This window comes from Pseudomonas sp. B21-056 (assembly GCF_026016325.1).
Lineage (GTDB): Bacteria > Pseudomonadota > Gammaproteobacteria > Pseudomonadales > Pseudomonadaceae > Aquipseudomonas.
This window is the reverse complement of sequence record NZ_CP087203.1, coordinates 3,044,640-3,060,903: the sequence shown is the minus strand read 5'-3', so window position 1 is coordinate 3,060,903 and position 16,264 is coordinate 3,044,640. Positions and strand designations below refer to the sequence as shown.

The window sequence follows — 16,264 nt, the reverse complement described above, 5'->3', positions numbered from 1 at the left end:
CAACCAGATCGACCTGACGCATGCGCTCGATCAGTTTAACCGCCAGCAGCGAATGCCCACCCAGTTCGAAGAAGTTGTCGTGACGACCCACTTGTTCGAGCTTGAGCAACTCCTGCCAGATCCGCGCGATGGCGCTTTCCACTTCCCCTTGGGGGGCTTCGTATTCGCGGCTGATCACCGCCGATTGATCCGGCGCCGGCAACGCCTTGCGATCCAGCTTGCCGTTGGTGGTCAGCGGGAACGCTTCAAGCATCACGAAGGCGCTTGGCACCATGTAGTCCGCCAGCGAACCCAGCAACTGGGTGCGCAGGTCGGCCGCCGATGGTTGCGCGCCTTCTTCGGCGATCACATAGGCCACCAGGCGCTTGTCGCCCGGCTCGTCCTCGCGGGCGATGACCACCGCTTCGCTGATACCCTCGCAGGCGGCCAGCGTTGCCTCGATCTCGCCCAGTTCGATACGGAAGCCGCGGATCTTGACCTGATCGTCGTTGCGTCCGAGGTATTCGATGCTGCCGTCCGCCAACCAACGACCGAGGTCGCCAGTCTTGTACAGGCGGGCATTCGGCTCGCTGCTGAACGGATTGGCCAGGAAGCGTTCCGCGGTCAATTCAGCGCGGTTCAGGTAACCCCGGCTGACGCCCGCGCCGCCGACGTACATTTCACCGACTACGCCGACCGGCACCGGTTCGCGTCGGGCGTCGAGTACGTACAGTTGCAGGTCGGGAATACGCCCGCCAATCGGGCTGACCCCGACCAACTGCGCATCCGCCGCACACAGTGCACGATAGGTCACGTGCACCGTGGTTTCGGTGATGCCGTACATGTTGACCAATTGCGTCTGGGCATTGATCTCACGGGCATACCAAGGCTTGAGAATGCCGGTTTCCAGCGCCTCGCCACCGAAAATCACTTGACGAAGACTGTGGCTCAGCTCGCTTTCGCCCTGGGCCGCGATCAACTGGCGGAACGCGCTCGGCGTCTGGTTCAACACCGTGACGCCGGCCTCGCACAACAGCGCGTAACATTCCTGCGGCGAGCGGCTGACCAGTTGCGGCACGACCAACAGGCGGCCACCGTGGGTCAGCGCCCCCCAGATTTCCCAGACCGAGAAGTCGAAGGCGAAGGAATGGAACAGCGCCCAGACGTCCTGCGGGCCGAAGTCGAACCACGCTTGCGTGGCCGAGAACAGTCGCGCGACGTTGCGATGCTCGACCATCACCCCTTTCGGCAAGCCGGTCGAACCCGAGGTGTAGATCACGTAGGCCAGGTGGCTGGCATCCAACCCCACCACCTGCGGATTGCGCACGGACTGGTCCTGCCAGTCGTCGCCATCGAGATCGACCACAGGCAGCGAAATGTCGGCCAACAAGCGACGTGTCGTGGTCTGTACCAACACGGCCACAGGCGCACTGTCCTGCAACAGGTAGGCGAGGCGCTCGGCCGGATAGGCCGGATCCAACGGTACATACCCTGCCCCCGCCTTGAGGATGCCCAACAGGCCGACGATCATGTCCAGACCACGCTCGACACAGATCGCCACCCGATCATCCGGGCGAATGCCCAGGGACAGCAAATGATGGGCGAGCTGGTTGGCCCGGGCGTTGAGTTCGCCGTAGTTCAGTGTCCGGTTCTCGAACACCACGGCCACTGCATCGGGTTGTACCGCCGCCCGGGCTTCGAACTGCCCATGGATCAGCGCATTGTCGGCGTAGGCCACATCCGAGGCATTCCAGGTTTCCAGCAACTGTCGGCGCTCGTCCGGCGGCAGGATCTGCAACCCGTTCAACGGCGCCTGGGGCGATTGCTCCAGCGCCTCCAGCAGATGCTCCAGCACACATTGCACATAGCCGCAGACACGCCCGGCGCCTATGGACGCCTCGGCCATGACGGTCAGGTTGAAGTCTTCACCCAGGTCATCCACCGACAACGTCAGCGGATAGTTGGTCCGCTCTTCGCCGCCCAGAACCTGGATACCTTCCCAGGCCGCGATGGCTTCGCTGGAGGCCGTCTGCGCACCGAGGTGGCGATAGTTCAGCAGCGCGCTGAACAACGGTGCCGGCGCGGTCACGCCACTGCAACGCTGGGCCAGGACCAACGAGGCATGCTCATGGCCGAGCAAGGCGGTCAAGCGTGCATGGGTCGCCTTGACCCCGGCGCGCACGCCCTGCGCACCCAGCTCCACACGCAACGGCAAGGTGTTGATGAACATCCCCAGCGCCCGGTCGGCGCCCTCGCCGCCCTGCATCCGGCCCAGCAACACAGTGCCGAACACGACGTCGTCCTTGCCCGAGACACGGCCCAGTACCTGTGCCCAGGCCAGGTGATACAGGCTCGCCGCGCTCACGCCAAGTTGGCGGGCCTGCGCCCGCAAGCGCTGGCTGAGCGCCCCATCGACCGGCTGGCGGACCTCTTCGATCCCACGTCCGTCGCCTTGCACATCCAGCAGGCCGAACGGCAACGTCGGTTCGGTCACATCGCCGAGCATCTCGCGGAAGAACCCTTCGTGCTCCTCGCGGCTGATGCCCAGGCGCGCCTGGGCCACGTAGTTGCGATACGGCACCGAAGCTGCCAGCAGATGCTCGCGCCCCATCACATGGGCTTCGATTTCCGCCGTGAGCATGGCCAGGGACGTCGCGTCGTCGACCATGTGATGGAACAACAGCATGCCGACCCAGCGATTGTTCGCCACGTCTTCGGCATAGCCGATACGCATCATCGGCGCCTGACGGATGTCCAGGCGGTAATGCCGTGGGTCCAGGTGCTCGCGCAGTTGTTGCGCGATGTCCCCCGCCGCCGGGTCCAGCACGATCTCATCGAGTTGCAGTTGCGCCTCGCGCCAGACCACTTGCACCGGTTCGTCCAGCCCTTCCCAGACCACGCCGGTGCGCAGGATATCGTGGCGGGACAGTACGCCTTGCAACGCCTTGGCAAAGTCGTCCAAGCGGGAGCGACTGTCGTAGGTGAACTGTACATATTGCAGATAGGGGTCGCCCTGGGCCGCAGCGAGGTGGTGATACAGAATGCCTTCCTGCAACGGCGCGAGAGCATAGATGTCCTGCACGTTGCGCACACCGCCCGGCACTGACGCGACGATGCGGTCGATGCCGTCCTGGTCCAGGTCGACCAGGGGCAGCATGTCCGGGGTGATCCGCGTGCAGTCGGCGGGAATGAGGTTGGCCGGCACCACGATTTCGCGCACGCCGCCTACGGCCGCCGCCAATGCCGCCAACGTCGGCTGGCCGAACAGCACGCGGACATCGGCAGCCAGGTCAACCTGACGCATGCGCTCGACCAGTTTCACCGCCAACAGGGAGTGACCGCCCATTTCAAAGAAGTGGTCATGACGCCCCACCTGCTCCACTTGCAGCAGGTCTTGCCAGATCCGCGCAATCGCCGTTTCGACCTCGCCTTGGGGCGCCTCGTACTCACGGGTCACCACCGAGGACTGGTCGGGCACCGGCAGCGCCTTGCGGTCCAGCTTGCCGTTGGTGGTCAGCGGGAACACCGTCAACATCACGAACGCGCTGGGCACCATGTATTCCGCCAGGGAACCCAGCAGCTCGGCGCGCAGCTCGGCCGCCGTCGGTGGCTCGCCCTCCTCGGCAATCACATAGGCCACCAGGCGCTGGTCACCCGGGGTGTCCTGGCGCGCCAGCACCACGGCTTCACGCACGCCGTTGCAGGCGGCCAGCTTGGCCTCGATCTCACCCAGCTCGATACGGAAACCGCGGATCTTCACCTGGTCGTCGTTGCGTCCCAGGTATTCGATACTGCCGTCCGCCAGCCAGCGACCGAGGTCACCGGTCTTGTACATGCGGGCGTTCGGCTCATCGCTGAACGGGTTGTCGAGGAAACGCTCGGCGGTCAGCTCATCGCGATTCAGATAACCACGGCTCACACCCGCGCCACCGACGTACATTTCGCCGACCACACCGACTGGTACGGGTTCGCGTTGTGCGTCGAGCACGTACAACTGCAAGTCAGGGATGCGTTTGCCGATGGGGCTGACGCCGGTCAGTTGGGCATCGGCGGCACAGAGCGCACGGTAAGTCACGTGCACGGTGGTTTCGGTGATGCCGTACATGTTCACCAATTGCGTGCGGGCATTGGCTTCGCGGGAATACCAGGGCTTGAGGATCCCGGTTTCCAGTGCTTCACCGCCGAAAATCACTTGCCGCAGGCTGTGGTCCAGGTCGCTTTCGCCCTGGGCCGCGATCAATTGGCGGAACGCGCTCGGCGTCTGGTTGAGGATGGTCACCCCAGTCTCGCACAGCAGTGCATAGCAATATTGCGGGGAGCGGCTGACCAGTTGCGGCACCACCAGCAAGCGGCCGCCGTGGGTCAGCGCGCCCCAGATTTCCCAGACCGAGAAATCGAAGGCAAAGGAATGGAACAGTGCCCAGACGTCTTGTGGGCCGAAATCGAACCACGGCTGGGTGGCCGAGAACAACCGCGCGACGTTGCGGTGCTCGACCATCACGCCCTTGGGCAAACCGGTGGAGCCGGAGGTGTAGATCACATAGGCCAGGTGGCTGGCCTCAAGGCCCGGCACATCCGGATTATGCCGTGGCTGCTGGTCGATTTCGCTGGCATCGAGCGGGTCGAGCAGCACGGTCGGTACGCTCAATGGTGGCAAGGTTTCACGCCATTCCTGCTGGGTCACCAGCGCCACCGGGCTGCTGTCGTGCAGCATGTAGGCGATACGTTCCGCCGGATAGGCCGGGTCCAGCGGCACGTAGCCCGCCCCCGCCTTCAAGATACCCAACAGGCCGACGATCATGTCCAGGCCGCGCTCGACACAGATTGCCACCCGGTCATCCGGGCGAATACCCAGGGCCAACAGGCGGTGGGCCAACTGGTTGGCGCGGGCATTGAGCTGACCGTAAGTCAGCGTCTGCTCTTCATGGATCACCGCCACGGCGTCCGGCTGGGCCATTGCCCAGGCTTCGAACTGACGATGGATCAAGGCGTCTGCGGCATATTCGGCGTCCCGGGTGTTCCAGGTTTCCAGCAACTGCCGGCGTTCGGCCGGCGGCAAGACCGTCAGGGCTTGCAGTGCGGTGTCCGGCGCGTGCTCCAGGGCGGTGACCAGGTTGTCCAGGGCCATCTGCATGTAGCCGCAGATGCGTGCCGCACCGATCGAAGTGTCGACCAGGGCCGTAAGGGCGAAACCTTCTCCCAGGTCATCGACGTTGAGGGTCAGCGGGTAGTTGGTGCGTTCGTCACCTTTCAGCGCCTCGATCCCGCTCCAGGCCGAGAGGGCGTCCTGGGTCACCTCGGCGGCGCTGTGACGGTAGTTGAGCAAGGCGCTGAACAACGGCGTCGGTGCCGCCACGCCACTGCAACGCTGGGCCAGTGCCAGGGAGGCATGTTCGTGACCAAGCAGGGCCGTCAGTCGGGCGTGGGTCGCCTTGACCCCGCTACGAACATCCTGGGCGCCTACGTCCACGCGCAAGGGCAAGGTGTTGATGAACATCCCCAGCGCTCGGTCAGCCCCTTCGCCGCCCTGCATCCGGCCCAGCAATACCGTGCCGAACACCACTTCCTGGCTGCCGGACACTTTGCCCAATACTTGCGCCCAGGCCAGGTGCACCAGGCTGGCGGCACTGACGCCCAGATGCCGGGCCTGGGCCCGCAGGCGCCTGGACAGCGCAAGATCCACCGGCTCGCAGACCTCGTCGATGCCATGGCCGTCCCCCTGTACATCCTGCAAGCCGAAGGGCAGTGTTGGCTCGTCGATATCGCCCAGCATGTCGCGGAAGAACGCCTCGTGTTCCGCCTCGCTCGCCCCCAGGCGCGCCTGGGCCACGTAGTTGCGATAAGGCATCGCTTCGCCCAACCGCTCGCCTTGTCCCAGCAGGTGCAGCTGCATTTCATGCTGCATCACATCCAGCGCGGTATGGTCCAGGGCCATGTGATGGAAAAGCAGGATCGCCACCCAACGGTCCTGGGCCTCGTCCCGGGCGTAGATCAGTTGCAGCATCGGTGCACGGCGCAGGTCCAGGCGATAGTGGCGCGCATCGAAGCGGCTCGCCAGTTGCGTGGCGACATCGCCGGCCGTGGCATCGGCTTCGAAGCACTGCGACTCCAGCTTCACGTGGCGCCAGACCAGTTGCACCGGTTCGTCCAGGCCTTCCCAGGCCACGCTGGTGCGCAGGATGTCGTGACGGTCGATCACTACCTGCAACGCCTCGATAAATACGTCGAGACGTTCGCGGTTGTCGAAGGCGAACTGCGACTGCAGCACGTAGGGGTCGCCCTGCTCGGCGGCCAGGTGGTGATAAAGGATGCCTTCCTGCAACGGTGCCAGCGGGTAGATGTCCTGCACGTTGGCAGCACCACCCGGAACGGTGGCGACGATCCGGTCAATCGTCTGTTGGTCCAGGGTGACCAGCGGAAGCATGGCCGGGGTGATATGTTCACAGCCGGACTCAATCAGGTTCGCCGGCACCTCGATTTCCCTGCCACTGCCGATGGCCGCCGCCAGCGCCGCCAGGGTCGGCTGGCTGAACAGCACGCGCACGTCGGCGCTCAGGCCGGCCTGGCGCATGCGCTCGATCAGGGTCACCGCCAACAGCGAATGACCGCCCAGTTCGAAGAAGTGATCGTGACGACCGACCCGCTCGACCTTGAGCACCTCGGCCCAGAGTCGCGCCAGGGTGGTTTCGATCTCGCCCTGCGGGGCGGCGTATTCGCGACTGGCATAGGCGTCGGCGTCCGGCGCCGGCAGTGCGCGGCGATCCAGTTTGCCGTTGGCGGTCAACGGGAAGGATGGCAGCACGACGAAGGCGCTGGGGACCATGTACTCAGCCAACGTGCTTGCCAATTGGCTGCGCAGGTCGTGCACCGACAGGATGCCGCCCGCGTCGGGAATCACATAGCCCACCAGGCGTTTCGGTCCGTTGTCGTCCTGTCGTGCCAGTACCACGGCGTCTTTGACGCCAGTGCATTGGCCCAACCGGGCTTCAATTTCGCCCAGTTCGATACGGAAACCACGGATCTTCACCTGGTCGTCGTTACGACCGAGGTAATCCACGGCTCCATCGGCACGCCAGCGCGCCAGGTCGCCGGTGCGGTAGAGCAAGGCCGCCGGATCGGCGCTGAACGGGTCGGCGACGAACTTCTCGGCGGTCAGCTCGGGGCGGTTCAGGTAACCCTTCGCCACGCCATCGCCACCGATATACAACTCGCCCGCCACACCCACCGGCACGGGCTGCTGATTCGCATCCAGCACATAGACGCGGGTGTTGCCGATCGGATGACCAATCGGGATTCCGCCCTCACCCACGTTTTTTATTTCGTAAGTGGTGGTGAACGTCGTGGCTTCGGTCGGACCATAGCCGTTGAGCAGATGCTGCGGCGCGCCGTCTTTCAGGACACGACCGATCACCGCCGGATCCAACACGTCACCGCCCACGATCAGGTAGCGCAGTTGCTTGAACACCGGCAGCAGACCAGCGGCGTACTGATGGAACAGGCCGGCGGTCATCCACAGCACGCTGACCGCTTGCTCGGTCAGCAACGCCGCAAACCGCTCCTGGGACAGCAACACATCCTGCTCGACCACCACCACGCACCCGCCGTTGAGCAACGGCGCCCAGACATCGAGGGTGCTGGCATCGAAGGCCGGGTTGGAGGCAAACGCCACACGATCCCGGGCGTTGAAATCCGCGTAGCCGTTGTTGATCACCAAGCGACTGATCGCCCGATGCGGCACCAGCACGCCCTTCGGCATTCCGGTGGAACCGGAGGTGTACATGATGTAGGCGACGGATTCGGCGCTCTGCATCAGGTTCAGGTCATCAAAGGTTCCGTCCAGCACCACGGTGTCCAGATCCACCCGCGTCATGCCTTGCGGTGTGGTCGTAGCGCTCAGGGTCAGCAGGATGTTCGCCCCGCTGTCCTGCACCATGAAGTCCTGACGTTCCAGGGGCGCGTGGATGTCCAGCGGCACATAAGCCGCCGCGCATTTGAGGATGGCCAACTGGCTGACCAGCAGGTCAATCGAACGCTCCAGCAGGATCGCCACGCGCTCACCCGGCTTGACGCCAAGGCCGGTCAGGTGACGGGCCAGGCGATTGGCCCTGGCGTTGAGTTCGCCGTAAGTCAGCTTGTGCCCATAGTGGACCGCCGCAACGGCATCAGGACGAGCCTGCGCTTGCGCTTCGAACAGCCCATGGACGGTCCTGTCCCGTGGATAGCTGCGGGTGGTTGCGTTGAAATCCACCAGCAGTTGCCGGCGTTCGGCCGATGGCAGGATCGACAAGCTGTCCAGTCGCGTCTGCGGGGCCTGCTCCAGGGCCTCCACCAAGTGCTCCAGCGCAATGTTCATATAGGCGCAGACCCGCTGCGCGCCGATCTGCGGCACGGCCAGCGCCGTCAGCAGGAAGCCTTCACCCAGGTCATCCACCGACAGCGTCAGTGGGTAGTTGGTACGTTCTTCGTTGCTCAGGATCTCGATGCCATCCCAAGCGGCCAGTGCCTCGCTCGAACTGATATCGACGGTACTGTGTCGGTAGTTAAGCAAGGCGCTGAACAACGGCATCGGCGCGACCACGCCGCTGCAGCGTTGGGCCAGGGCCAGGGACGCGTGTTCATGGCCGAGCAAACCGGTCAATCGGGTGTGGGCCGCCTTCACGCCGCTGCGCACATCCCCCGTGCCCACTTCCACCCGCAACGGCAAGGTGTTGATGAACATGCCCAACGCCCGTTCGGCGCCGTCGCCGCCCTGCATGCGTCCCATCAACACGGTGCCGAACACCACGTCCTGCTTGCCGGACACCTGGCCCAGCACCTGGGCCCAGGCCAGATGGTGCAGGCTCGCCGCGCTCACGCCCAACTCACGGGCCTGGGCCCGCAGGCGGCGGCTCAGGTCGTCGGACAGCTGCAACCCGACCTCTTCGATATCGCTGCCGTCGCCGCGCACATCCTGCACGCCGAACGGCAAGGTCGGTTCGTCGACGTCACCGAGCATGTCGCGGAAGAATTCTTCGTGCGCCTCGCGACTGACGCCCCGGCGGGCCTGGGCCACATAGTTGCGGAACGGCACCGCCTCACCCAGTTGATCGCCCTGGCCCAGCAGGTAGGCCTGCATCTCGTGGCGCACCAGTTCCAGCGCCGTGTGATCGAGGGCCATGTGGTGGAACAGCAGGATCGCCACCCAGCGCTGGTTGGGCTGGTCTTCTGCGAACGCAATGCGCATCAGCGGCGCCTGTTGCATGTCGAGGCGGTAATGCAGCGTGTCGAATCGCTCGCGCAACTGCCCGGCAATATCCCCTGCACCCGCCGCCAGCACCACCTCTTCCACCGCCAGTTGCGCCTTGCGCCAGACCACCTGCACCGGCTCATCCAGGCCCTCCCATACCACCGACGTGCGCAGGATGTCATGACGATCGATGACACCCTGGAGCGCATGGGCAAACGCGTCCAGCCGCTCGGGATCGGCGACGGTGAACGTCGCTTGCAACACGTAGGGGTCACCCGACGCGGCAGCGATGTGGTGGTAGAGAATGCCCTCTTGCAACGGCGCCAACGGGTAGATGTCCTGCACGTTGCGCGCGCCACCCGGCACCGTGTCCACGATGCGGTCGATGGCGTGCTGGTCCAGCTCCACCAGGGGCAGCATCGGCGGCGTGATCCGCGTGCAACCGAGCAGGATGCCGTTTTCCGGTACCTGGATTTCGCTGCCGCTGCCGACCGCAGCCGCCAGCGCCATCAAGGTCGGCTGGCCGAACAGTACGCGCACGTCGGCGCTCAAACCGACCTGGCGCATCCGGCCGACCAGGCTGACGGCCAGCAACGAGTGGCCACCGAGTTCGAAGAAGTGATCATGACGGCCGACGCGCTCGACCTTGAGCAGGTCCTGCCAGATCTGCGCCAGGGTGGTTTCGATTTCGCCTTGGGGGGCTTCGTAGCCGCGGGTGATCAGTGCGTCGTGGTCGGGGGCCGGCAGCGCTTTGCGGTCGAGTTTGCCGTTGGGGGTCAGGGGCAGTGCGTCGAGGTGTACGTAGGCCACCGGAACCATGTAGGCCGGCAGTTGCGCTTGCAGATGGCTGCGCAGGGTTTCGATGTTCACTGCTGCTGACTGGGTGAAATAGGCGACCAGGCGTTTGTCGCCCGGCACGTCTTCGCGGGCCAGCACCACCGTTTCCTTCACGGCGTCATGCTGGGCGAGTTTGGCTTCGATCTCGCCCAGTTCGATGCGGAAGCCGCGGATCTTCACCTGGTCGTCGTTGCGGCCCAGGTATTCGATGTTGCCGTCCGGCAGGTAGCGGCCGAGGTCGCCGGTCCTGTACATCCGGGCGTTCGGTTCACTGCTGAACGGATCCTTGAGGAAGCGTTCGGCGGTCAGGTCGTCGCGGTTCAGGTAACCCCGCGCCACCCCTGCGCCACCGATGTAGATTTCCCCTGGAACACCCAGCGGTACGGGTTGCTTGTGCTCATCCAGCAGGTAGAACTGGGTATTAGCGACAGGCTTACCGATATGCGCGGCAAATCCATCTTCGCGAGCCATCGATACCCAGCTCGAATAGGTCGTAGTTTCCGAAGGACCGTAGAGGTTACACAAGCGCTTGACTGAGGTCTGTTCGAACAGGGTTTCCACCAGGCTGCGCTTGAGCGCTTCACCGGCCACGTTGACCGTGTCCACACCCTCGCCCAGCCCACCGGACTCCAGCAAGGCCTTGAGCGCCGACGGTACGGTGTTGATCAGGGTGATATCGTGCTCGCCTTGTTGCAGTTCCAGCACATTGGTGACCACCTCGATGCTGCCGCCACAAGTCAGCGGCGCGAAGCACTCGTAGACCGCGAGGTCGAAGTTCAACGACGTCGAGAACAGGGTTTTCGACAATGTCTGGGCATCGAACGACCGATGGGCCCAGGTCAGGAAATTCACCGTATTGCGGTGTTCGATCATCACGCCTTTCGGCAAACCGGTGGAACCGGAGGTGTAGATCACGTAGGCCAGATGCGCAGAAGTCAGCTCGGGCACCTGCGGATTCGAGACGGACTCGTCCTGCCAGAGCCCGCTCCCCAGATCGATCACTGGCATCGAAGCACCGGCCAACAACCCGACCGTCGCAGCCTGAACCAGCACCACCGCCGGCGCGCTGTCCTCCAACATGTAGGCAATCCGATCCGCCGGATACGCCGGATCCAGCGGCACGTAACCGCCGCCCGCTTTCAGGATCGCCAGCAGCCCAACCACCATGTCGAGACCACGCTCGACACAGATCGCCACTCGCGAATCCGGCCGCACGCCCTGCCCACGCAGGTAATGGGCCAAGCGGTTGGCCCGCTCATTCAGCTCGCGATAACTCAGATGCTGCTCACCGTGCAGGACTGCCACGTCGAGCGGTGTCCGTTGCACCTGCGCCTCGAACAGCCCATGAACGGTCTGTTCCAGCGGATACTCGGCTTCGGTGGCATTGAACGCCACCAGCAGTTGCTCGCGCTCCGCTGTTGGCAGAATCGGCAGGCGATACAACGCGGCCTGCGGTGTCTGCTCCAACGCCTCCACGAGTTTTTCCAGCGCCGTATTCATGTACCCGCAGATCCGTTGCGCGCCGACCTGCGCCGCCACCAGCACCGTCAGGCTGAAACCGTTGCCCAGGTCGTCAACATTCAAGGTCAGCGGATAGTTGGTACGTTCCTCGCCACTCAGGGCATGCATGCCCTGCCATACCGCCGGTGCCGAGACCTCGCCCGAGCCGCTGTGTCGATAGTTGAGCAAGGCACTGAACAGCGGCAACGGTGCCGCCACGCCGCAGCAGCGCTGGGCCAAGGCCAGGGAGGCATGTTCGTGGCCCAACAAGGCTGTCAAGCAGGCGTGGGTCGCCTTGACCCCGGCGCGCACGCCTTGCGTACCCACGTCCACCCGTAATGGCAAGGTATTGATGAACATTCCCAGCGTCCGATCGGCCCCCTCACCGCCCTGCATCCGGCCCATCAGCACAGTGCCGAACACCACCTCCTGCTTGCCGGAGATCTTGCCCAGCACCTGGGCCCAGGCCAGGTGCATCAGGCTGGCGGCGCTCACGCCCAACTGACGCGCCTGTGCCCGTACGCGCAAATCCAGCGCCGCCTCCAGAAACTGTCGGACCTCCTCGATGTCACGGCCGTCGCCCTGCACATTGTGCAAGCCGAACGGCAGCGTCGGTTCGTCGATATCGCCAAGCATCTCGCGGAAAAAAGCTTCGTGCTCCTGTTCGCTCGTACCCAGTCGAGCCTGAGCCACGTAATTACGATAAGGCATCGCTTCGCCCAACTGCGCGCCCTGCCCCAGCAGGTGTAGCTGCATTTCATGCTGCATCACATCCAGCGCGGTGTGATCGAGCACCATGTGATGGAACAGCAAGGTTGCGACCCGTCGTTGGTTGGCTTCGTCCTGCCCATGGACCAGGCGCATCAGCGGTGCCCGACTGACGTCCAGGCGCTGATGCCGTGGATCGAAGCGCTGGCGCAGTTGCGTCACGGCATCATCGGTGGCTGGGTCGAGATCGACCGCTTCGACGTACAACTTCGCCTTGCGCCAGACCACTTGCACAGGCGACTCCAAACCATCCCACACGACACTGGTACGCAGGATATCGTGGCGATCGATCACCACCTGTAAGGCTTCGATAAACGCCTCGAGACGTTCACAGTTGTCGAAGGCGAACTGCGATTGCAGCACGTAGGGGTCGCCCTGTTCGGCGGCCAGGTGGTGATAGAGGATGCCTTCCTGCAACGGTGCCAGCGGGTAGATGTCCTGCACATTGCGCGCGCCGCCCGGTACGGTCGCCACCAGACGGTCGATCGTATCCTGGCTCAGGTTGACCAGCGGCAACATGTCCGGGGTGATGTGTTCGCAATCCAGCGGAATCAGGTTTTCCGGGACCACGATCTCTTTGCCCCCACCGACGGCCGCGGCCAGCGCCATCACGGTCGGCTGGCTGAACAGCACGCGCACGTCGGCGCTCAGGCCGGCCTGGCGCATGCGTTCGATCAGGGTCACCGCCAACAGCGAATGACCGCCCAGTTCGAAGAAGTGATCGTGACGACCGACCCGCTCGACCTTGAGCACCTCGGCCCAGAGTCGCGCCAGGGTGGTTTCGATCTCACCCTGCGGGGCGGCGTATTCGCGACTGGCGTAGGCGTCGGCGTCCGGGGTCGGCAGTGCGCGGCGGTCCAGCTTGCCGTTGGCGGTCAACGGGAAGGATGGCAGCACCACGAAGGCGCTGGGGACCATGTACTCAGCCAACGTGCTTGCCAATTGGCTGCGCAGGTCGTGCACCGACAGGGTGGCGCCCGCGTCGGGAATCACATAGCCCACCAGGCGTTTCGGTCCGTTGTCGTCCTGGCGCGCCAGCACCACGGCGTCTTTCACGCCGGTGCATTGGCCCAACCGGGCTTCAATTTCGCCCAGTTCAATGCGGAAACCACGGATCTTCACCTGGTCGTCGTTACGACCGAGGTAATCCACGGCTCCATCGGCACGCCAGCGTGCCAGGTCGCCGGTGCGGTAGAGCAAAGCGGCCGGATCGGCGCTGAACGGATCGGCAACGAACTTCTCGGCGGTCAGTTCCGGGCGGTTCAGGTAACCCTTCGCCACGCCATCGCCACCGATATACAACTCGCCCGCCACACCCACCGGCACGGGTTGCTGATTCGCATCCAGCACATAGACGCGGGTGTTGCCGATCGGATGACCAATCGGGATACCGCCCTCGCCCACGCTCTTGATTTCGTAAGTGGTGGTGAACGTCGTGGCTTCGGTCGGGCCATAGCCGTTGAGCAGATGCTGCGGCGCACCGTCTTTCATGACCCGAGCGATCACCGCCGGATCCAGCACATCACCGCCCACGATCAGGTAGCGCAGCTGCTTGAACACCGGCAGCAGACCGGACGCGTACTGATGGAACAGACCGGCCGTCATCCACAGCACGCTGACCGCTTGCTCGGTCAGCAACGCCGCAAAACGCTCCTGGGTCAACAACACGTCCTGCTCGACCACCACCACGCAGCCGCCGTTGAGCAACGGCGCCCAGACGTCGAGGGTGCTGGCGTCGAAGGCCGGGTTCGAGGCAAACGCCACCCGGTCCCGGGCGTTGAAGTCGGCGTAGCCGTTGTTGATCACCAAGCGACTGATCGCCCGATGCGGCACCAGCACGCCTTTTGGGGTACCGGTGGAGCCGGAGGTGTACATGATGTACGCGACGGATTCGGCGCTCTGGCTCAGGTCGAGGTTGTCGGCCGACTCATCCAGTTCGACGACATCCAGGTCCACCCGTTGCGCACCTTCAGGCACCATCATCGTGCTCATCGTCAGTACGATCTGGGCGCCGCTGTCCTGCACCATGAACTGCTGGCGTTCGACCGGTGCATTGATATCCAGCGGCACATAGACGGCCGCGCATTTGAGAACGGCCAACTGGCTGACCAGCAAGTCAACCGAGCGCTCCAGAGCAATCGCCACGCTGTCGCCCAGTTGTGTGCCCAGGCCGAGCAGGTGACGAGCCAGGCGGTTGGCCCTGGCGTTGAGTTCGCCGTAAGTCAGGCTGTGCCCTTCATGGACCACCGCAACGGCATCAGGACAAGCCTGCGCTTGCGCTTCGAACAGCCCATGGACGGTCCTGTCCCGTGGATAGCTGCGGGTGGTTGCGTTGAAATCCACCAGCAACTGCCGATGCTTGTCCGGAGACAGGATATTGAGCCGCCGCAACGGCATGTCCGGGGTTTGCTCCAGCGCCTGGACCAGGCTCTCAAGTGCCGTCAGCATGCATTCGCCGACGCGCCGGGCGCCAATTTCCGTCAAAGCCAGGACACTCAGGCTGAAGTCCGCGCCCAGGTCATCCACCGACAGGGTCAGCGGGTAGTTGGTTTCCTCCGCACTTGCCAGAGCCTGCAAACCTTCCCACGCCTTGAGTGCCTGGGGCACCGGCATCTGTTGGGTCGTGCCGCTGTACCGATAGTTGAGCAACGAACCGAACAACGGCGCAGGTGCCGGAATGCCGCTGCAACGCTGGGCCAGTGCCAGCGACGCGTGCTCGTGACCCAACAGGGCCGTCAGGCTTTCATGGGTGGACTTCACACCTTCACCCACGCCTTGCCCGGTCGGTCGCACCCGCAATGGCAGGGTATTGATAAACATGCCCAACGCACGGTCGGCACCCTCGCCGCCCTGCATCCGGCCCATCAATACGGTACCGAATACCACGTCATCCCTGCCCGCAAGCCCGCCCAACACACGGGCCCAGGCCAGGTGATGCAAACTCGCCGCGCTGACACCCAACTGACGGGCTTGCGCCCGCAGACGATGGCTCAACGCGCTATCGACCGACAAACGCACTTCCTCGACCGCCGCTTCGCGCTTGGGCACTTCGGCAAAGCCCAACGGCAACGTCGGCTCATCGACATCGGCCAGCATCTCGCGGAAAAACGCCTCATGGGCGTCCTCACCCGCCCCCAACCGGACCTGCGCCACATAGTTGCGATACGGCACCACCTCGGGCAGGGCATCAGGCATGCCGAGCAGGAACGCCTGCATTTCGTGCTGCACCAGTTCCAGCGCCACATGGTCCAGTACCATGTGGTGAAACAACAGGATCGCCACCCAACGCTCATTCGGGCGGTCCTGCGCGCAGACCAGGCGCAATAACGGCGCCTTGCCCACATCCAGCCGATGGTGCCGGGTGTCGAAACGTTGTTGCAATTGCCATTCGATGGCACCGTCAAGCGGATCGAGTACGATCTCTTCCAGCACCAGGGTGGCGGCGCGCCAGACCACCTGCACCGGCTCATCGAGACCTTCCCAGGCCACCGAGGTGCGCAGGATGTCGTGGCGATCGATCACCCCTTGCAGAGCCTGGGTAAAGTCGTCCAGACGTGTGCGCCGGTCAGCCCCGAACAAGGCCTGGAGCACATAGGGATCGCCATGTTCCGCGGCCAGGTGATGGTAAAGAATGCCTTCCTGCAACGGCGCCAGCGGATAAATGTCCTGCACGTTGCTGGCGCCGCCGGGCACACTCTCGACGATCCGGTCGATGTCCTCCTGGGTCAGGTGCGCCAGCGGCAACATGTCCGGGGTGATGCGAAATGCCGGGCTCAACCAATCGCCGCCATTGCTCCCCACCAAATCGAGTAATTCCTGCTTATACGCGGTAAGGCTGTCCCACAACGCACCGTCCAGCCCTTCGTCATCGCCCTGGATCACCAGGTTGTCGCCGTCCTGCTGGAGACGGATCGGGTGCTTGGAAAGAGCTGCCATCAGTTCGCTGAATTGCAT

Annotated in this window: 1 protein-coding gene (running past one end of the window); it reads right to left on the bottom strand. The window is 64.1% G+C overall.

Features of this window, described 5'->3' with window-relative positions:
- Positions 1-16,264, bottom strand: partial view of a non-ribosomal peptide synthetase gene (locus LOY67_RS13030; protein WP_265067559.1) — the 5' portion only. The gene continues 14,648 nt to the left of window position 1, outside the view; 16,264 of the gene's 30,912 nt are visible here — the first part of the coding sequence; it begins with the start codon at positions 16,262-16,264; the stop codon falls past the left edge of the window.